Source organism: Clostridium weizhouense, assembly GCF_019431045.1.
In the GTDB taxonomy this organism is placed as follows: Bacteria; Bacillota; Clostridia; order Clostridiales; family Clostridiaceae; genus Clostridium; species Clostridium weizhouense.
This window is the reverse complement of record NZ_JAHXPT010000015.1, coordinates 74,131-96,571: the sequence shown is the minus strand read 5'-3', so window position 1 is coordinate 96,571 and position 22,441 is coordinate 74,131. Positions and strand designations below refer to the sequence as shown.

At 27.0% G+C, this 22,441-nt stretch carries 15 protein-coding genes and 1 pseudogene; 1 reads left to right on the top strand and 15 read right to left on the bottom strand.

Annotated elements, in window-relative coordinates:
* Positions 1-318: 318 nt before the first annotated feature.
* From KYD98_RS15900 to KYD98_RS15845, 12 genes and pseudogenes are all read right to left on the bottom strand, one after another.
* Entirely contained in the window at positions 319-723 is a 405-nt protein-coding gene (locus KYD98_RS15900) for a universal stress protein (RefSeq protein WP_219781029.1), read from the bottom strand.
* A 351-nt stretch (positions 724-1,074) separates the two neighbouring features.
* A complete protein-coding gene (locus KYD98_RS15895; RefSeq protein WP_219781028.1) occupies positions 1,075-2,511 on the bottom strand; it encodes a tetratricopeptide repeat protein in 1,437 nt (478 codons plus the stop codon).
* Positions 2,512-2,715: 204 nt separating this feature from the next.
* Entirely contained in the window at positions 2,716-4,299 is a 1,584-nt protein-coding gene (locus tag KYD98_RS15890; protein WP_219781027.1) for an AAA family ATPase, read from the bottom strand.
* A gap of 319 nt (positions 4,300-4,618) precedes the next feature.
* Positions 4,619-4,912 carry a hypothetical protein gene (locus tag KYD98_RS15885; protein ID WP_219781040.1) on the bottom strand — a complete coding sequence of 98 codons (294 nt, stop codon included), beginning with the start codon at positions 4,910-4,912 and terminating at the stop codon, positions 4,619-4,621.
* A 17-nt stretch (positions 4,913-4,929) separates the two neighbouring features.
* A complete protein-coding gene (locus tag KYD98_RS15880; protein ID WP_219781026.1) occupies positions 4,930-5,421 on the bottom strand; it encodes a hypothetical protein in 492 nt (163 codons plus the stop codon).
* A 110-nt stretch (positions 5,422-5,531) separates the two neighbouring features.
* On the bottom strand, positions 5,532-5,750 hold the full coding sequence (locus KYD98_RS15875; protein ID WP_219781039.1) for a hypothetical protein: 219 nt from the start codon (positions 5,748-5,750) through the stop codon (positions 5,532-5,534).
* A 1,194-nt stretch (positions 5,751-6,944) separates the two neighbouring features.
* Positions 6,945-7,281 (bottom strand): annotated as a pseudogene (locus KYD98_RS18515) (phage replisome organizer N-terminal domain-containing protein); the annotation flags it as partial.
* A gap of 669 nt (positions 7,282-7,950) precedes the next feature.
* On the bottom strand, positions 7,951-8,121 hold the full coding sequence (locus KYD98_RS15865) for a hypothetical protein (protein ID WP_219781024.1): 171 nt from the start codon (positions 8,119-8,121) through the stop codon (positions 7,951-7,953).
* 190 nt (positions 8,122-8,311) lie between these two features.
* Positions 8,312-8,641: a hypothetical protein gene (locus tag KYD98_RS15860; protein WP_258049872.1), complete on the bottom strand. Its 330-nt coding sequence runs from the start codon at positions 8,639-8,641 to the stop codon at positions 8,312-8,314.
* Positions 8,642-8,985: 344 nt separating this feature from the next.
* Positions 8,986-10,413, bottom strand: a complete 1,428-nt coding sequence (locus tag KYD98_RS15855; RefSeq protein ID WP_219781023.1) for a flagellin N-terminal helical domain-containing protein — start codon at positions 10,411-10,413, stop codon at positions 8,986-8,988.
* A 241-nt stretch (positions 10,414-10,654) separates the two neighbouring features.
* Entirely contained in the window at positions 10,655-10,816 is a 162-nt protein-coding gene (locus tag KYD98_RS15850; protein ID WP_219781022.1) for a carbon storage regulator, read from the bottom strand.
* Between the two features lie 623 nt (positions 10,817-11,439).
* Positions 11,440-12,198, bottom strand: coding sequence for a tRNA threonylcarbamoyladenosine dehydratase (locus KYD98_RS15845; protein WP_219781021.1), 759 nt, complete (start codon positions 12,196-12,198; stop codon positions 11,440-11,442).
* 650 nt (positions 12,199-12,848) lie between these two features.
* Between KYD98_RS15845 and KYD98_RS15840 the strand changes: the two genes are divergently transcribed.
* On the top strand, positions 12,849-13,541 hold the full coding sequence (locus tag KYD98_RS15840; protein ID WP_219781020.1) for a 5'-methylthioadenosine/adenosylhomocysteine nucleosidase: 693 nt from the start codon (positions 12,849-12,851) through the stop codon (positions 13,539-13,541).
* Between the two features lie 342 nt (positions 13,542-13,883).
* Here the strand turns inward: KYD98_RS15840 and KYD98_RS15835 are convergent, their stop codons facing one another.
* The 3 genes from KYD98_RS15835 to KYD98_RS15825 all read right to left on the bottom strand — a co-directional run bounded on the left by KYD98_RS15835 (position 13,884) and on the right by KYD98_RS15825 (position 22,274).
* On the bottom strand, positions 13,884-15,323 hold the full coding sequence (locus KYD98_RS15835; protein WP_219781019.1) for a cell wall-binding repeat-containing protein: 1,440 nt from the start codon (positions 15,321-15,323) through the stop codon (positions 13,884-13,886).
* A 211-nt stretch (positions 15,324-15,534) separates the two neighbouring features.
* Positions 15,535-16,740: a YibE/F family protein gene (locus tag KYD98_RS15830; RefSeq protein WP_219781018.1), complete on the bottom strand. Its 1,206-nt coding sequence runs from the start codon at positions 16,738-16,740 to the stop codon at positions 15,535-15,537.
* Between the two features lie 248 nt (positions 16,741-16,988).
* Positions 16,989-22,274, bottom strand: a complete 5,286-nt coding sequence (locus KYD98_RS15825) for a CehA/McbA family metallohydrolase (protein ID WP_258049871.1) — start codon at positions 22,272-22,274, stop codon at positions 16,989-16,991.
* Positions 22,275-22,441: the final 167 nt, after the last annotated feature.

Sequence of the window (22,441 nt, the reverse complement as noted above, 5' to 3'; positions counted from 1 at the left end):
TCATTAGTCTACGTCTAAACTATTGACCCAAAATAAAGTAGAGGTTCTTCCTATATAAAATAGCACTTACATCATAATTAATGAAAGTGCTATCATATATTATTATAATATTTTCATACAATCTTTTCCATTGTTAATACTCACTATTTTACTCCAAAATTTAATGCTTCAAATTATTATTTCTTCTAAATCCTTTATTTAAATAACTACTTTTATCTTATAGTTTTATTTATAATTAATAACTTGTTGTTAACTTGCCTTCATTATATATTTCAATAAAAATTATCCAATAAATCAAATAACTATATAATTTTAATATTACTCAGGTATAATCATAACAATACATTTAGTATGCTTTACAACAAAAGTCGCTACTGATCCTATCATTTTAGTTAATCCTCTTTTAGTTGATTTTGTCATAACTATAATATCAGTATCATCATCTCTCGATTTCTTTATAATTTCTTCTCCAGCATATCCAAAACTCAAATAAGTTTTAGGTGAATATTCTTTCATTCTTTCTGATGCTACATCAACTATCCTCTGACCTAATTGTTTAGAATTTTCAAATTCATTAATTATCATCATTCCATTCATAAAAACTAATTCTTGCACATGCATTATCGTTAATTCAATCGTATCCTTTGGAAATAATCCTTTTATAAATTCTAAAGACTTCATACTTCTTTCTGATCCATCAATTGGTACTAATATTTTTTTCATAGTAAAGCCAACCCCTTCCCCCTTATAACTCAATATATTTAGGCACATGAAATAAAATAGTAAACCAAAGAGGCGTTGTATATTATTAATCTAACAAGAAAACAAGTTCAGTTAATAAAAAACTATTAGCTAAATTTGCTGACGCAGTATGACGCAAAATATACGAGCATACAGATCTATTATTTTTGAAATGCACCTTATATATCGTTACTATAAATATATTCAGCTATTGGTTGCTTTATTTGAACTATAACAATAATTTTATTCTTAAATATTATAAGAACAGTAGACAATTTTGGTTTTTCACAAAACTATCTACTGTTCCTTCTTTGTTTTATAATTAATCTAATATTACCAATTAATTTGTTTATTTAATATTTGTGTGAATTTTTCCGCTCCTTTATCATTCAAATGAGAATAATCCCAGAAATCATTATCTTCAAATAATTCACTATCAAAATAATCAATTACTTGAAATTCATATTTTAATCTAAATCTATTTAATATATCATAAAAACACTCTTTTTTATTTCTATAATCATAACATCCTCTATAATACTTGCTAGTTGGACATATAACTACTACTGGTTTTATATTATTATCAATTAAAAACCTTATATATTCATCAAATATATTTTCATATTCATTTCTTGTATTTATATAATTCATAGTTAAATTTTTCTTAGCTTCATGTTGTCCATTAGGATCATTAATATTTAATATTGATTCTTGTTTTAAATTTTGCATCTCTATATAATCATTAAAAGTAATTCTTTTTTCATAAAAATATTTCTCTATATCCACATTAATAATGTCATTATTATTATGATATTCCTTAAAATAATCTAAATATCTATGAATTCTATTTTTAGATATTGTTTGTGTCATATCATAATCAAATGAATAATATGCTAAATTTATTACTACATACTTTAAATTATCTTTTACTTGCTTAAACATATATAATTTTTTTAATAATAAAAAATCATAATATAAATCCTGTGATGATAATGAAAAATTAATAAAATTATCTAATAAAGATTCTGCTTTTATTCCGACTTCTCCATAAGACAATCCCATAACAAGTCCATTTATATTATTCTGTCCAATTAATTTTGATATCTTGTAATCCAGTCCTTCAATTACAGAAACTTTATAGTCTTCTATAAAATAAATATTTTTATTTTTAGCAATATCCATAATATGCTGAATACTTATTCTATTTGTTTTATTTATTTCATCTACAACAAATAGAAAATCATAGTCATAGTTATTTAAATTATGTACAGAAATACTACCTTCCAAATTATTTTCACTGCATATTCCAATAATCTCCCATTCATATAACTCACTTTTTAAATTAAAGGCATTATTATAATCTCCATATAAAATTACTCTATATTTTTTTTCATCTTCATTAAGTTCTATTAGCTTTTCTTTTACTAATTGTTTTAATTTAATATCTTTAGTTGCTCTTTTAGCTACCTTATAAATAATTATTGCTTCATTATAATTTTTATTTTGCTCATAAATATAACCTAAGTTATAAAGTAAATCAAAATTATCATTATTCTTACGAATACCTTCTTTTAAAATAGCTTCTGCTTGACCTAAGAAACCTTGCATAATAAAAATAACACTTTTAATAGAATACATATCAGCATCATTAGGAGATATTCTTAAATATTCATCTACTATCTTTATTGCCTCTTGAAATTTGTTATTATCAATAAGTAATTCTATATTTTCCTTAAGTTGCTTTTTTAATAAATCTATATTATCATTCACTATCTCACGTCCATTCATAATTTATATATGTTATAAATTAAACTCTCCTATTATTTTTCGAACTATAATACTTTTTCTTAAAATAAAAATAGATTAAACTTAAAACCATATCCGATCTGATTCTATAATGAAATTAAATTTTTATTTTAAATTCGGTATCACATAAAGAAGAAGCTTAGTGATTACAACACTAAGCAAACTTCCTCAACAATATACTGATGTTATTTTCTTTTTCTTCTCATTAATTTCAACTACATCATTATCTATCTTTCCCATATTATTTTCTGTTTTTCTAAAATCAAATATTAGAAGATATCCCTCGTCTAATTCATATTGATCTAAATATTGGCCTAACTGAATTAAACCTTTTTGACGATACTCTTCTCCTCTCCAGATTTTAAGCTCTAAAATATACATCTTTCTATTATAAGTTATTACTATATCAAATCTTTTTTCTTCTCCACCTTTTACTTCCTTAAAAGCAAAACCTACTCCATTTATTATTGGATTTATAAATGCTAAGAAAACTAATCGTCCATCCTCTTCTAAAAATCCTTCTCTTTTCTTTGAATACTCATGTTTCATAAACTCTTGAAACTTTATAAGTATCTTTTCTACATCTAAATCCCCATCAGATTTTATAAATTTTTTTCTTTCATTATAAGCTCCTAAATCTATCGAAGTCTCTATTAATGAACTCATATAATTATAAATTCTTTGTTCATATATTCTATTATGAATTTTAACTTTTCCATTATAATTCTTAAATATTCCGTACATTATTCCTATTGCTATAACTTGATTATCCTGATTATAGCTAATCTCATAACCATCTAAAATTATCTTCTTTATAAGTTCTTTAAGTTTACTATTATTCTCTATATTTTTAATAAGGCTATCAAAATTAGTATTACTTTCTTTTAATAACTGATTTACTGCCATATCAATATATTCTTTATTCCACTTCAGCTCATTTTCTGGCATTATTTTTTCATCTATAATCTTACAAAGTTTACTTACCAAGAATGGATATCCTGAAGTATAGAAGTAAATTTTTTCTGAAAAATAATCTTTATCTAAGTTTACTTTTTTATATTTCACATAATCATCAAGCATTGTTTTTATTTCTTCTACAGAAAAACTCATATCCAAATCAAAATCAGTAGCTATATTCCATGGACTATTATATTTATGCTCTTCATCAGGTCTTATCTTTACTTTTAAAGTTTTAACATCATGAACCCCTGCAAGAATTACATTATGAAAAGTATAATCTAATCCTTCATTTCTAAGTAAGTACTTATTTCTAAGCATACCTAAGAAACTCAAAAAGAGCTGGTTATTGCTACTTTTATCAACTTCATCTATCATTAATACCACTTTTTTATCAGATTTAATAATAAATTTAGTTATAACTCTTGATAAACCACTAAAATTACATACATTATTTTTTTGTTCTTCCAAAAAATCAGCCAACTCTAAATTATTTAATAATACAGTATCTGCTAATATTTGCAAAAATTCTTTTGAAAAGCTATTTTCATTTTCAAAAATTAAATCTCCAATACCTTCAAAACTTATTTTTATTGGTAAATAATCCTCTGTTTCTTTTAATTTATTATTCAACAAAAATAAAGTAGTGGTTTTTCCATACTGTCTAGGTCTATTTATTATAAAATACTTTCCTTTTTTAATTAACTTAATAACACCATCTAATTTATTAGATATATCAACCATGTAATGCATATTTGGTATACATGTTCCAGTTATATTAAATTCCTTTTCCATGGCAAAATCACTTCCTTTTTTCTTTCCGTCACTCTATACCTATATTCTACCATAGATAAATTTATTTAAACATAATACTGATTATTATTAAAAACCATCCCTTCTAATTTTTTATCATATACATTAATTTTTATTTATTAATTTAATACACTTCTTTATATAAGTTATGTAAATTAAGCTTCTAAATAATATATATCCATTAGAAACGAATATTCTAAAAAAATATAAAAACTTTTAAATAAATTAAAAAAAAGAAGCCAGAGCTTTTCGCTCTGACTTCTCAATTAATAGTTAAATAGTATAAGTTTATCAAATTTTATTAATGGCTTTGCTCTTTTCTTATATCATTTATTTCTTTATCACTTAATCCAGTTAATTCATTTATTACTTCATTAGTCATTCCCATTTTTATTGCCTTTATTGCTGTTTCTTTTGCCTTTTTTTCAATTCTTTTTTTCTCTACTATTGGATCATATAATGTTTTTGTCATTGTCACCTCTTCCTCTAATCTTTTATCATTAAAATAATTTCTATTTAAATATTCAATTAAATTTTGAATTGCAAGCAACATCTTATGAAAATCTTCACCTACTATTTCATCTTTTTCAAACAAATCCTTTGATTCATTTGCTATCTTTGATGCAATGTCCTTTGCTTTAATTGATAACTTTTTATATTTTCAATATCATTTTTTCTTCTAAAATACTCTAATTCTTTCCTTAAATTAAATAATTGTAATGGCAACAAAGGATACATCTTATTTTCTATAAGTTCCTTATCAGTATATTCCCAATATTTCATTACAGGTACAGAATAAATAAAACTCTGTTTATCAGATAAAACTATTTTTAACTTTATATCACCTTTTATATTATTATTACGCTCAATAAATATTACCTTTTGTTTAGGAAAATATATAGTTTTAAAGTCATCCCTATTTCCAGCTTGTTCTTTACCTTTTTTAAATCCATATTCAAACATTCTTATTACCATTGTACTATCATTTTTAGTTTGAAACTCTAAATGGTAACTAACTTTATTGCTTGTTTCATTATTTAATATATCAAAAAATACATCTCCTCTTAAAGTATCAAATGTGTCCATTATAAAAGGCATATTCAAAAAATAACAAATCCATCTGCCAAGCCTATTTTCCTTCATGCTACGTCAACAGATTGACCTAATAGACTTGCTATGAGGTTAATCTGATTTCCTTGCCTGATGAAAAATAATCATAACATTTTGAATCTGTTATTTTCTTTCATATGCCTAAATTCATTGTTACTTACTGATAACTCAACTTCATCAGTATCAAAATTTTCTTTAAAAATTCCATTTAATAAATTAACCAAAACCTTTTTAGAAGTAGAAAATAAAAACTTTAAAACTTCATCAAGCTTTACTTTTTCATTACTTACTGACAATATACCACCTACCTTGCTATATTTCAATTATACCCTATCTTTCATTTTCTTAAAACAAAAAGAAATACACAAACTTATCTCTGTATTTAAGTTTTAAAGAACTAGTAATTCATTAAAATTTAAATAGAGTAATCACTTCTCCTTCTGGAATTTTATCACCAAATTCACATAATTCTTCATTATTCTTACCATCTTCACATAACTCAGTACTATCATTATCTTTACATAATTCGATATTATCGTCATCTTCCCAATCTGAAATAACATAAACATCATTATCTTTCTTCTTTGGCTTACGTTTCTTTTTCTTACTACTACCTTTACTAAGCACAAATTCCTTTTCTACATTCACTTTATCTTCTAAATTCACTTCATTTCCTAATAAATTCTTGTCCAAATTTGATTTATCAACTGAACTTTTTGTGTTATTCGTGCTTTCTAATTTGTCAATATCTTGAACTAAAACTGAATTATCTATATTATCATATTTTATATTCATATTATCCTTTATCCTAATACCATCTTTTAAATCAATATCAGTTTTAGGTGTACTTTCAAAATTTATTACTTTAATATTATTAAGTTTACTATTTTCAGTTTCTAAAGAATTTTTTAAAACATCTATATCTTTTTTTCTATACAAATCTTTTTTAATATTAACCTCATTTTTAATATTTTCTAATACTTCTCTTTTATCTTCTACACCAGAATTATTATCTGTATCATCATTATCAAATTGAGATTTATTTATTCCATCAGTAAATTCTATACATTTATCAATCTCTTCATTATTATTTTTCACTTCACAATCTTTTTTTATATCTAAATCACATTTAATATTTTCTAATTTATCATTAACATACACTCTAAGATCTTTACTATCTAAAATTTCTGTAGTTTTAATAGATTTATTATGAACTACAGGATCTTTATCCTTTGCTTTATCTTCTAAAACATAATTATTTTCATTTTCTATAATTTCTTTATTCATTATAGAATTAACATAACTAGATTTATCCAATACATTGTCTTCATTACCTATACCTTCTGTATTATCTATACTTTCTTTATCAGCTATAAAAATACCGTTACTAAATTTTTCTCCATTACATTTAGATTTCTCTGCTTCACTGTCCTTATTATCCGCATCTTCTTTATTAACCACAAAATCAATCTCATTAGATTTTGCCTCAACACATTTTTCTTTTTCTAAAATATCAGCTTTTTTCTTAGATTTAATATTTTGATGCTTAACAAAATTTTTAACTCTATAAACATTACCTTTAGTTAATTCAATCATTTCTAAGTCCATAAATACCTTTAAAGCTAATTCCACCTTTAAAGCACTTCTATTAAACTCTAAAGCTAGAGTTTCTATTGTATAAGGAATACTTTTTGAAAGATATAAATGCCCCTCTAAATTAACCTTACCAGCTAAAGTTAAAAGTCTAGTCCAAATATAATGAATAACATCCCTCTCCTCCATAGTATCAATTATCTTAAATTTAGTATCACTATACATATCCACCCTTAATTTTACTATTTTTCTTTCTGACATATTAAAAACACCCCTTCTAATTTTTTATCATATACATTAATTTTTCGCTGTGTTTTAAAACAGTGTTGATATTTTAGTATAAGGGCGAACTGACATTGGAATTTACTTTTTAGAACTCTTAATGAAGATTTGTACAATTAATTGCTTGTCAGCAATCTTTGATTGGGAGCATGCATTAATTGGACTAAGCTTTATTTTAGAGTTCTTAAAGCAAATTCCCCTGTCCATGAGCTTTATACTACAATATCAACATTCACTTAAAACATAGCCTAATTTTTATTTATTAATTTAATACACTTCTTTATATAAGTTATGTAACTTAATCTTCTAAATAATATATATGCATTAGAAACCAATATTCTAAGAAAATATAAAAATTTTTTAAATAAATTTCAAAAAAGAAGTCAGAGCTTTCACTCTGACTTCTTTTCTGTTTAAATATTCAATAAAATTTTGAATTACAGATGATTATGACTGACTTACTACCAATTTAGACTTGTACTTATTATTTATTTTGATCTCACTAATAAAATAAATGTTTATTTTTCTTTTAAATTTGTTATAATATAAATAAGAAAAAGCCTAGTGCTGAGAACACTAAGCTAATCCTAGAACGTTTTTAAGTTTTAGGGCTATTGGAAATTTAAGATTTTAACAGAAGTGGAACGCTTAATCGTGCTTTGATGGGGCGTTCTTTTCTGTTGTATTAAAACTAAATTCAAAACATTTAATGCTTAATTTAATTTTTATATTACAATTCTTAGAACTATGTCTTAAAGCCTTGTTTATCAATACTATTAGCCAAATAAATGCTAATAAAATTGCTATTCCAATAATCATTTTCCAATACCACCCCCTTAAGCTATAGTATTTCTACCAATAGCCCAAGGTGGGTAAACGTACAACCACCGTAGCCCATCTCTACGGATTTCATTTAAATACTTTCATAGTTTATCATATTATATCAATTAATAAAATAAATTTTTAATATGAAAAAAGCACCCATAGCTATTACTTTAGCCATGAATGCTTATTCTAATATTCTTATATCTTCTATTCTTCTACTTTCTTCATCTAGTGCTTTAACCTGTTCAGCTAAATTATTTAGTCTATCATTCAGTTCTTTTGATTCATCTGCACTAAGACTTTTTTCTTTAGCTTTTTCTGCTAGTTGTTTCATTTGAAATAGCTTTTCCTCTATGATATCTAACATCCTCTGTCTGTACTTCACCCACATAAGTTCCTGTTTTAATTCTTGTTTTATTTCCTCTTTTTCTCTAAAAATATCATTCTTATGGTTAAATTCACTTGTTAAATGATACATTGCTCTTGGATACAAAATTAGTTTTTTCTTTGCCATAGCTATACAACTCCATTTAATAATTTAAGTACTTTAATTATTAGTATTAACCAATTTAATAAAATATAATCATTTTAATAATTTCAGTTATTGTGATAATTTTTTTATCAATTTTCTCTATATTCTAAAAAGAAGCCAGAGATTTTAACCCTGACTCCTTGATTAATATTTCAATAAAATAAGTTTATCAATTAATCCTTATCTGTTTTTTATAAGGAAACTCAGTTCAATAAGTAAGCGACTCACACAACTTTAGTTAAAACTAAAATCCTTTTAAAGGAAACTCGACTCGCTTTGCTCGCTGAGTAAGTTCGAATAGCTAAATCAAAGATTTAGATTCCCACTTATCTTAATAATTGAAGAACTCCTTGTGGTTGTTGGTTAGCTTGAGCAAGCATTGCTTGAGCAGCTTGGCTAAGAATGTTATTCTTAGAGAAGTTCATCATTTCTTTAGCCATATCAACATCTCTGATTCTTGATTCAGCAGCTGTTAAGTTTTCTGAAGAAGTTCCTAAGTTATTTATAGTGTGTTCTAATCTATTTTGAAATGCACCAAGCTTTGATCTTTCTCCTGAAACTTGTTTAATTGCTTCATCTACAGTAGTGATAGCCTTCTCAGCGCCTCCATTTGTTAATACATTTATGTCTTTTAAATAATTTCCATTAGTTGAATCTCCTAATGTTTTAGTTGACATTTCATTCATATCAATTAACATTGTTTGATCTTGATTAGCTCCTATATGCATTGAAGCTCCTGAAGTTGTTACAGTTATTGTTGCTGTATCATTTGCAACTCCTTTTGCAGTAAATTCTGCATTATCATATAAAACTTTTTGTCCAACACCAGTTACTGTTGTAGTTGTTTTTGCAGTTTTGTCTGTAATATCAACTATTGCATCTACCCCAGCAGTAGTTGCAGCTGCAGTTCCTGCAGTTGATCCACCTAATATATCCGATTCTAACCATTTAGCATCAGATCCAGCTAATGATATTTTTTTAGAAGAACCTTCCTCTGTTGCTTCTAATTTTATTTTTGCACTACCATCTGCTCCCGCTGTCATTTCTACTCCTGTTTTATCCTTAACAGCATTTATAGCAGTTTTTAAATCAGCAGTATTCTTTACATTTGTAGTATCAATCTTAACACCATTTATAACTAATTCTTCTCCTGTAGCTTTAGCTACATTTACATCATTTGCATTTGCATTACCTTCTAAACTTGCCTTCGCTGCTGCTGTTGTTATTTTAACATCATAAGTTCCTGAATCAGTAACTCCTGGAACAACCGCTTTTAATCCTGAAGTTGAAACAACTGCTACCTTTGTAGCATCTGATGAACTTCCTTTTGAACCTAATGATCCATTAAGAAGCTTTTGAGTATTAAATTCTGTTGTTTGAGAAATTCTATCTATTTCTGAATTTAATTGGTTTAATTCTTTTTGTATTTCATTTCTATCGCCACTTATATTAGTATCATTTGATGCTTGTACTGAAAGTTCTCTCATTCTTTGAAGTATGCTATGAGTTTCATTTAAAGCTCCTTCTGCTGTTTGAATCATTGATATACCATCTTGTCCATTTCTTGCTGCTTGATCAAGACCTCTGATTTGTCCTCTCATTTTTTCTGATATTGCAAGACCTGCTGCATCATCTCCAGCTCTGTTTATTCTTAAACCTGAGCTTAATTTTTCCATTGATTTTCCACTATTAACAGTGTTCATACCCATCATTCTGTGAGCATTCATTGCGTTCATATTGTGATTGATTATCATAATAAAATACCTCCTTGAATTTTAAAGTGGACATCCTTTTCCACCATCATTTAATTTTTTGTATTTATAGAAATCCTTACGGATTGCTAACTCAGTTCAGACTAGGGGAACTGATTAAATTTATTTTTTGTAATAAAAAAAGAGCGACTTCCTTTAGATTATTAGCTTCCTGCTAACTTCTAAAGAAAATCGCTCCTCCTGAGCTTGTACAATTATTAAATTTTACATAAATATGAAAATATTATTTAATCATGTTTTCGTATACTTCGCCTCTTACAACTTTAATTTCTCTTGGTGCATCAATAGCAAGTCTTAAATTTCCTTCTTCACTTCTTATTACTGCAACCTTAATCTTATCGTCTATTACAATATATTCTCCTGGTTTACGTCCCAACACTAACATTTAGCAGTCCCCCTAACGCTTGTCATATAAATAAAAAAGGAGAAACAAATCCCTATTTTTTCTTAGCTTCCTGCTAATATAAATAAGGTATTTTGCTCCTCCTGAGTGCTTTATTATTGTATTCTTTACAATTTTTAAGCTAATATTTAAAGTAAAATAACATCCTGTTATTTTTAAAGACAAGCCTCTTCCTGAGACTATAAAATTCTTCCTGAATTATCCTATGTTTCTATTATCGTAACAACAATTATTTACTTTATAGTTAATTAAAAAATTTTTCTAATTTTTTTCTAAGTAAGAGCATAAATATATATTTTTGTAAAATTTTTATATAAAATATAATTTCCACTATTAATTATAGCATATTTATGTTAATTTACAATAAAATTCTAATTGCAAATCCTATAACTATAGCAATTAATACTTATGCACAAAATCCACAACATGTTGTGGATAACTTTTATCCATTTTCAATATATTGTGGATTCCCTCGATTTTAGCTGAATATTTATACTATGTTTTGTCAAATCTATTTCATTTATAGATATTATTGTAATACAAGCTCTATTTTTATACTTAAAATTCCTCTGTCCAGTAAGCTTTATCCTAAATATCAATATAATTTATTTAATCTCTAAAATATCTCTTATTACTTCTCCCCCAATTATCATTCCTGCTACTGGTGGTACAAATGAGATACTTCCTGGTATTTGTCTTTTTTCTGCACACTTTTTAGTTCCTCCTGTGCATACGCAACCAGTTTTGCAAGTAACAACATCTTCAACTTGAGGTTTTCTAGGTATTTCTCCTGAGTATACTACCTTTAATTTATCTATTCCTCTTTTACGAAGTTCATGTCTCATAACCTTTGCTAAAGGGCATACCTTTGTTTTAAATACATCTGTTACTTTAAATTGTGTTGGATCTAATTTATTACCAGTACCCATAGAACTCATTATTTTTATATTATTCTTATAACAATGTTCCACAAGACCTAGTTTTGCAGTAACAGTATCTATTGCATCAACGACATAATTAGTATCATCTGGAATCAATTTTTTAATATTATCTAATGTTACAAATACTTGATGAGTAATAACATTACAATCCTTATTTATAGAAAGAATCCTTTCCTTCATTACCTCAACCTTAGATTTGCTTATAGTATTATATGTAGCATGTATTTGTCTATTTAAATTAGTTAAACATACAGTGTCATCATCTATTAATACTAAGTTTCCAACTCCTGCTCTAGCTAATGCTTCAACAGTAAAACTTCCTACCCCACCAACACCAAAAATAACTACCTTACTTTTTCTTAATTTATCTAATCCATCTTTACCAATTAAAAGTTCCGTTCTTGATAAGGAATGTTGTAACATATAAAATTTCCTCCTATATATACTATATTTTATATATGTTTTAAAATTATTAATTATTATATCATAGTTTTTTTATCAACATTATAAGATACATAAAAGAAAATAACAAGTCCAAGATGAGATGTATATTAACTTGTTATTTTTGTGAATGTACCTAAAATAGACTATTAATATTATAAGCATTAATTTATAATATTAATTATAAATTAATATTGAATTTATTCTGTATTTTAAATAATATTATGTTTCAATAAATTTAAGATATATTTTAAAACTAATATTAGAATACTATTAAAATAGAGTATAAATATAAAGCATTATATATTCAATTAATACTATGTTTTAATTGAATGTTAATATTATAGTATAAGGGCGAATTGACATTGGAATTTACTTTTTAGAACCCTTAATGAAGATTAGTCAAATTAATTACTTGTCAGCAATCTTCGATTGGGAACATGCATTAATTGGACGAATCTTTATTTTAGAGTTCTTAAGTGAGAGTCAAAATTTTATATTTTGTTCCTCGAACTTACTGGACGAATGTAATGAGTCAAGTTTCCTATTTTAATTCTGTCTATGAGCTTTATACTATAATATTAATAAAGTTTTAAAACACAAAACTTTTACTTAGGAGGATTTTTAAGATCATGACTATTGGAATAATTGCTGCTATGGCAGAAGAATTAGAAATATTATTAAAAGATTTATCACTTGAAGAAAAAAAGACAAAGGCTAACATGACTTTTCATAAAGGGAGTTTAGCTGGAAAAAGTGTTGTAGCTGTTGTCTGTGGTATTGGTAAAGTAAATTCAGCTGTGTGTACACAAATATTAATTTCTGAATATGGTGTTGATAAAATAATAAACGTTGGTGTTGCTGGTGGAATAGGTAAAGATATCTACCCTGGTGATATTGTTGTTGCTGAAAATTTAGTACAACATGATATGGACACTTCAGTATTTGGAGATAAAATCGGTCAAATCCCAAGGCTTGATACATTTGATTTTAAATGTGATAAAGATATGGTATCTGCTGCAAAAAAAGCTTGTGAAGAAATCACTGAATTAAATAGCTTTACAGGAAGAATTGTTTCTGGAGACCAATTTGTTGCAAATTTAGAAAAGATTCAATGGCTTGAAAAAGAATTTGGAGCTATTTCTTGTGAAATGGAAGGAGCTAGTATTGCTCAAGTATGTTACTTAAATTCAATTCCTTTTGTTGTTATTAGATCTATATCTGATAATGCTAACAATGGAGCTCATATAGATTATGAGAAATTTATCCCTATTGCAGTTAAAAATTCAACTAGAATATTAAATAAAATGATTGAAATTCTATAATTTCAGTTTAGAGAGAGAACATAGTTCTGTGCAGAAACAAAAGCTATGTTTTAAGTAAATAGTAATATTTTAGTGTAAGGGCGAACTGGCATTGGAATTTGCTTTTTAGAACTCTTAAGTGAGAGTCAAAATTTTATATTTTGATACTCGAACTTACTCAGCGAATGTACATGAGTCGAGTTTCCTTTTAGTTTTATAATTAATTGCTTGTCAACAATCTTTGATTGGGAGCATGCATTAATTGAACTAAGCTTTATTTTAGAGTTCTTAAAGTAAATTCCTCTGTCCATGAGCTTTACACTATAATATTAATACTGTTTTAAAACATAGCTTAATATATAATTATTTTCTTAAATCAAAATTATTAGTAAATTCAACTTCGCAAGAACCTGCTCCATTACTATCTTGTTTTGCTTCATGAATTCTTACAAGTTTTAATTTTGAAACTTCTCCATTTGCCCATCTATAATTTAATCCATTAAATTCTAATATTTTTACATTTCCTGGGCAATAAGTAGTTGCTACATATGCACTATCTTTGCTTTCATGTCCATATACTACATAAGTTCCTGGTAAGAAATCTTCAGTATTTGTTAATGTTAATTTATAAGAATTATCTGCATTTTCAACCTTTGCATTAATATTCGCTAAATCTAAATTCATCTCTTTACTACTTAAAACTTGCATTTTAGGAGATGTTATTTTTGCTGAATTTCCTTTTTTAGGAGTAATTTTTGAAATAATATAACTATTTTCGTTCATCTCTCCTAATATATCTGTTATACGAATACTACATTGTGAACCATTTTTATTATCAACCTTGTCCCATTTTATAGTATCTATTATTTTATTATTTTCATTATAAATTTCACAGTTGATATTATATTCAGTATTAGTATCTACATTATAATCAAATGAAATATCATTATTTGTTATATTTAACTTGGACATAACTTCTTTTGACTCTGATGAACCCGAGTTATTATGATGTTTTTTTGAACCACTTGATGAAGATGATTTAGAACTATCAGTATCAGTAGCTTTTGTATTGTCTTTTACATCACCAGAATTATTATTTTTATTGTTATTAGTTTCTTCTTTATTTACAGTTTGTCCTGATTGAGTAAATGCTTTAGTAGGAGTTGGTGTTTTATCTCCTACACATTCACCAGTTGGTGAGAAATTATAAACTTCTCCATTAATCATAACATTACCTGTTTGCATTGCTCCATTTTGAGATAACGAATATACTTTATTTTCAACTTCAACAACACCTATTTGCATTGCTCCATTTGAAGCTGTATAGTACCAAGTTCCATTATCATTTACCCATCCTGTTTTCATTTCTCCACTTGATGATGTGTAATACCAAGTCCCATTGTCATTTACCCAACCTGTTTGTATCGCTCCATTTTGTGATGAGTAATACCATTTTCCATTATCATTTATCCAACCTGTTTTCATCTCCCCACTTGGTGTTGTATAATACCACGCTCCATTGTCATTTATCCAACCAGTCTTCATTTCTCCATTTTGTAATGCATAATACCATTTACCATTATCATTTATCCAGCCTGTTTGCATATTTCCTGATTCATTAAATTTATACCATTTACCATCAATCATTTTCCAACCAGTAGCTAAATTATCACCATCTTCATATTTCCAATTATTATTTGAATCTTGTTTCCATGCTGCTGATACACCCATCGGTGATGTAGAAATAATCACAGCCATTGCCACAACTGTTGCTGCAATTTTCTTTAACTTAACGCTTTTCATTATAAAACCTACCCCTTTCATTATTAACTGATATTTTATTACGGTTTTAAATTAAATTAACTTGTCCGTACTTTAATTCACGATTATCCAAAATACATTGTAAATTTATAAATTTTATAATTTTGTGCATATAAAATATCAATTAAAACTAAACCTTATTTTTGAGTAACTTAAAAGATTCTATTACCTAATATTCAAATTAACACTTAAATTATCTATTTTCATTTTTTATTACTTTAAATTTCTTTTTATTTTTTATTCTAGTTCTATTTCCATTTTTACGTTTACTTAAATATGAAGCAATTAAAGCTGTAACAGGTACTGTTAATATAATTCCTGTACTTCCTGCTAAGCCTTGAATTAATTCGGTTCCTATTATATCTAAATTAAGTAATCTATTTGCACTCATATTAGAGCAATAGATTAATATTAATATATTTAAAGAGCCTCCTGCAAAAGCTAAAATTAATGTATTTGCCATTGTTCCTATTATATCTTTACCTATATTCATTCCACTTTTAAACAAATCTCTTATAGACATATTTTTATTTAATGAATGTATTTCAAAGATAGATGAAGATATTGACATAGCTACATCCATTACAGCACCTAAAGCTGATATTAATATTCCTGCAAACATTATTCCTTTTATCTTAAGACCAGTATTTTCAGATATATACATTATGCTTTCTGCATCTGACATATTTATTCCTGAAAGGTTTCCCCAAACTCCAAATGCATAAGCAAGAATTCCAGCTATTATTACTCCTATTAAAGTTCCAGATATTGCTACAAGACTTTTTTTATTTATCCCTGCAACTAAAATTAATGTAATTGCCGTACTTATAGCTACTACTATAATTGATGCCCATATAGGACTTATTCCTCTAAGCATAAGAGGTAACATTAAGTATATAACACAAACTATTGTAAAGATTAATGATACTATTGCCTTTAAACCTCTAAATCCTCCAACCAAAAGTATTGCCATTAAAAATAACACTCCCATTGTTATAATTACCTGACTTCTTTTAAAGCTAGATATTGAAATATCATTTATCTCTCCGTCTTTAAAATACAATGCTGCAATAACTTCGCTACCTTGTTTAACTTTTGTATTATATAATCTGCTTATATTATTAACTACATTAAATTCTTGATTTATATATGGCCCATCTAAAACCTTTAACTTTATCTGTTGATATCCTAATTCTATATCATCTATATACTTGTCCTTTTGAAGTTTTTCCTTATCTATTGCTACTACTTCTGCTTTATAATACTTTACCCCCCTGTTTAATTTGTCCTCTACAAAACCACCATTAAATATGAATTTTGAAGAAAATACAATTATCAATCCTAAAAGTATTGTAACTACTATAAATAAAATATCACTTTTATACCTTTTAATCTCCACAGAAAACGCTCCTTATTTTTACATAAAGGATATCCCAAAACATATCTTTATCATTAATATATTTCAATTAACTGTTTATATTGCAATCTAGTTAAAATCTAACATTACACTAAACTTTACGCTATGATATTAATACGTTTTCAAAACATGCACTTATTATTAGATATCCTTTATGTCATAGTATATTTCTTAATTCTTTAGCTATAGTTGATATAACTACTTCCTTAAATCATTGTGTATTAAAAAATCTATCTCTTTCTTGTCCAGTTATTATTTTCCCAATGCTTAGTTACTGTCTTTTCTTCTTCAGCTTTTTCTTCTGACGCTAATCTTATTTCACCAGTATTTCTAACTCTTAATCTTCCTCCTTCTGGATCCCATGATGCTAATCCAATTGCTGATACTTCATCTCCAACTTTAATTCTTGAATCCCATTTACCTTTAATTTTTTGATTAATTCCATCCCATATATATCCTTCAACATATACTCTTGATATGCCTGTACCATCATTAATATATAGGTTTTGACTATCCATTTTTTCAACTTTACCTTGTACCTTAACAAGTTTTCCACCATTAATAGGTAACATACTGTCTCCTGTTGAAAGTTTAGTTGCTTCTACTTTAGTGATATCTTCATCTATTAATTTAACATTCTTAGCTTCAATATTATTCACTTTAGTTCCTGAATTTCTATCTGCTAATGCAAGCTCTAATTCTCCTTGATAATCATCAATTGTTCCTGTTATTCTAACTTTTTGACCAACTTTTAATTTAGTGCTAGATACACCAAATACACAAGCTCCGCCAGTTTCATCTTGAATATAAACAACTTCAAAGAATGAATTTTTAGGCTCTACTGCTTCAGATTGAGAAGTTACATATCCTTCAACTGTAACTGTTTGTCCATATAAATCTGGTTTTCCATCTTTATTAGAATCTTTTCTGATATCTCCTAATTTAACAAGCTTAGTTTCTTTAGCAGGTACCATCCAATTTATGATATTATCAGTAAGTTTTATATTTGAATATTTCTCTCCATTAGTTCCATCAATCTCAAAATCTGAGAAGAATGTGCTACCTGCAACAACAACCTTACCGCCACCTGGCAACATTTCAGCACCTACAGTATTTACTTCTCCCATTTTTACTGGAGTATTATCATTTTGTCCATCTGCATCCTTAGTTGTTGTAGTATCATGTCCTTTTACTAAGAAGTCTACATTTTCTCCTTCTGAACCATCTTTAAGGATCACTGAAGCCCCATTATAAAAACTGTATTGATCTTTTCCATCCTCTATTCCTTTAACTAAATCATATTTTGGTGAGTCATATTTTGTTAAATATAATCTATACTCTTGACCACCATTATTTGTTGCATCAATTACTTCATCATCATTTACTCTTAAATCACTGCCTATTGCCTCTAATATAGGGTTCATTTGACTATTATTGCTGTATTCACCTTTTCCATCCTTATAGTCAGCTCTAGTTGATAAAATTAAATTACCTCCATTTTCTACATATCTCTTAATTGCATCTATTTCGCTTTGTTCAAATTTGCTTGGTTTCAAACTTGCTTTTGAATTATCAACGCTTTGAGGATTTGTAAGAACTAATATCTTAACACCTTTAAGAGTTTTATCAGTTATAGGTTCTTTATTTACCACTGTAATTCCATTACTATCTTTTAAAAGGTTTTTAAATGCTGTATATTTTCCTGCATAATCACCTGTTATATATTGATTGTAATGTGCACCATCAACTAAAATCTTATAAGAATTTTTAGGATTCACAACCTTAACTTTAACACTTGTAGTAAATGATTTTTCTTTTTTGCCTAGGTTTATTGTAGTCTTAGCATAAATTGTATAATCTCCTTCTTTGTCTGCTTTCCAATTAAATGTTGTATTTTTAGTTTCTGCTCCTTTTACTTTATCAATTTTAGATTCTCCTATTTTATTATTTTCAGAGATCTCATTTTTAAAGAATTCTATTTTTACATCGTCTAAATCATTCTCGCTGTTATTGTAAACACCAACATTTATTCCCACATTTTCATTAGGGAAAGTCATATCATTATCAACAGTTGCATTTGTTAATCCTACATTTACAGCATCTCCAACCCAAACTGGTGCAGTAACAGCTAAATCCTTATCTGCTTCTTCAACTTTTACATAATAATAGCTATATTCTGGAGATAATTCAAAATTCCAATCTACATCTTTAGAATTAAAGTCCTTAGATGTAACCTCAACTCCACCATTAGCTATTATTGAAACTTTCTTTATTTTATCAGTAGGATCATTTGCTTTTATTTTAAAATTAAGTTTATCTGTTTCTCCTATAGAACTTCCCATAACTTCATCATTTACAGTATAATCTATTGTCATATCAGTATCTTCTGAAGCATATACTCTTTTTTCTCTAAGAGCATCATATATAGATTCTCTTGAATTATCATCGGCAATAATTACAGTTCTTGCATTATTAGATGTGTACCAATTCATTTTATGGTTATCTTGGTTATTAGTTGGTGCAACATGCCACCCCTTATCTAATGCTCTAGTATAATATTCATAGCTTGGAAAATATCCTGATCCTCTTATTGGACCTTCACCATTTCCTACTTCAATTAAGTTCACATATTTATCTGCACCTTCACTATAAAAAGCAAAGTCAGCAAAATCACCAAAAGTTTTACCTGGATGATTTAATTGTGATATTGATTGAGGTTGTGTTTGGATAGTTTTATAGTAATTTTGTAAATCCATCTCTTTATTAGTTCTTGTCTCAAATCCTGGTGTATTAAAAGTATTTATATGCCCCCAACCACCAGTAGAACCTGACCAAGTCATTTCATATCCATAAATTGCAGTAAAGTTATCATCTTTATTATATTCATCAGCTATTTTATGAGCATTTACCCACTTTTCACTTTTTGAACCATCTGCAAGATTTGCTGATGTATCATTATCAAACCAGTTTGAGTGGTCTGTTACTGCATAATAATCAGCTCCATTTTTCTTTACCCATTTATAAGCCTCATCTAATGAACCTTTTCCATCTGAAATATCAGTATGTGCATGAAGTTGTCCAAATAAATGTTTCATTTCTCCACTAGCTGCTACTCTAAATGACCATTCTTTAGTTGTTATATTACCTAAGTTGTCACTAACTTCTATTTTCACTTTATGAGTACCAGATTTTAATTTTTCAGTTGGAGTATATTCAATAGATGTTTCTATTATTTTTGAACTTGTGGTTACATCCTTATCATCTACAAATACTTTAATAGAATCTTTATTTATACTACCTTCAGATTTAAATGAAGCTTTTATTGAAGTAAGCGTTTCCATATCAACTCTAGCATTTTCTGCTGGTTGTAAATCATAAAAGTCTATAGGTTTAAAATCGCCATTAACAACTCTTACAGAATAAGTATCTGTTTTAGCTTCCTTCTCTCCACACTTAGCTGATATATAATATTCTAGTCCTTGTAAATCTAATTTTTCTTTAGCTATAGTAGCTGTATATTTTCCATTTTCTACTTTAGTCATCTCTAACTTAGTGAATACTTCTGCACCTTTAACTCTATAATTTAATTCCATATTATTAGCATCACCAGCAATAGTTCCTGCATCTATTACTAAATCTTTATTCTTATCTGCCATTTCAATTGCCTTATGATTAATTGAAAATTCAGGTGCCTTCGTAAAAGTACATGAACCACCATATATTTGTATAGTATCTTTGTATTGTCCCATTGTACCTTCTACACTTATAACATCACCTGTTTTTATATTTAATCCACCTGGAAGATAATATATATTTAAAACATCACTACCTTGAGTTAATGTCTTAGCTTTAATATCTATAACAGCATTATCTATCTTAACGTATTTAGATCCATATTTACCTGTGTTTAATTCAGCTATTGTTAATTCTTGTGGTTCAAGCTTTTCATTTTGTTTAATAACTTCTACTTTAGTTACTTGTAATTGTTCTAAGTTATTAAATGTTTCTTTTGAGCCTGTAACCTTAACTAAATCTCCTTTCTTTATATGGTTTAAAGGAACTTTGCTTATTTTATTTGAAAGTGCTATCCCTCCTGTTTCATCTTGAATATGCAATGTAGATCCTCTATCATTAAAAGAAACAACTCCACAAACTGTAGCTTCCTTACCACTTTCTAAATTTCTTGCATCTTTTATACTTATTTCACTAATAACTTTATCAGTAACATTTATAGAATAAGTAGGTGTCTTAGCTTCTTTTTCTCCACACTTAGCTGATATATAATATTCTAATCCTTTTAAATCTAATTTTTCTTTAACTATAGTAGCTGTATATCTTCCATTTTCTCCTTTAGTCATATCTAACTTGGCAAATGTTTCTGAACCTTTAACTCTATAATTTAGTTCTACACTGTTAGCTTCACCTGCAACAGTTTCTGCTTCTATTACTAAATCTTCATTCTTATTGGCTTTTTCGATACTACTATGACTAATTGAAAATTCTGTTGGTTCTTCTTTAATGAAGTTACATGAGTCAACATATATTTGTATCGCATCTTTATATTGCCCCATTGTACCCTCTACAGTTACAACATCACCTGTCTTTAAATTTTTTCCTGAAAAATCTCTATAGACATTTAAAACATCATTACCTTGAGTTAATGTTTTTTTATCAGTATCTACTACTGCATTTTCTATTTTAATATATTTAGAAGTATATTTTCCTGTATTTAAATCTGCTATTGTTAAAACTTCTGATTCAAGTTCTTCTTTATCATTAATAACTTCTATAGATTTTACTTCTAACTGTTTTAAATTATTAAATTCAGCAGTTGTTCCTGTTACCTTAACTAAATTACCTTTTTTTATTTCTTTAAAATTTAATTCTTTACTCTTATAAATTGCTATTGCTCCAGTCTGATCTTGAATATGCAAAGTATTACCTTTATCATTAAAAGAAACAACTCCACAAACTGTAGTTTCCTTACCTTTTTCTAAATTTCTAGCTTCTTCAATACTTATGGCATCACTAACTGCATCTTTAACTTCTTCTTCTACCTTTTCATTAGGCTTATCTTCAGGAACCTCAATTGGTTTTTCAGTTATATCACCTATAGGTTTTTCTTCTGATATATTATCTTTTGGTTTTTCTGTTTCTGTATTTTCAACTTTTTCTTCTTTTTTTTCTGAATTATCTTTATTGTCATTTTCATTTGTCTCATTTTTTTCATCTACTTTAAGATCATCTTTTATTGTCGCATCATTTTTAGACTCTTCTTTATTTACTATTTCCTCTTTACCTGTGTTAACTCCCTCTGTGTTAACGGTTTCATTTTTGGTAATATTAGTACTATCATTAGTTATATCCTGTTTAGTTTCTTCTTGTTTACTATCATTTAATATAGAATCAACTATATTGTCTAAAGCAAATGTATTTTGACTAGGTAATACAACTGATGTACTTAAAACTGACACCGAAATTAGTAAAGCAATTATTTTTTTGTTTTTCTTTAACATTATTTCCCCTCCCACCACTTGTAAAATATTTACTTTTACATATTATAGTTTACCATACAATATATGTTATTAAAATCATTATTTAGAACTTTCAGATAATTGATCTATTTATTACTAATACGTATTATTTTTTATAAAATAATTAAAAATAATATATTATAATTAAT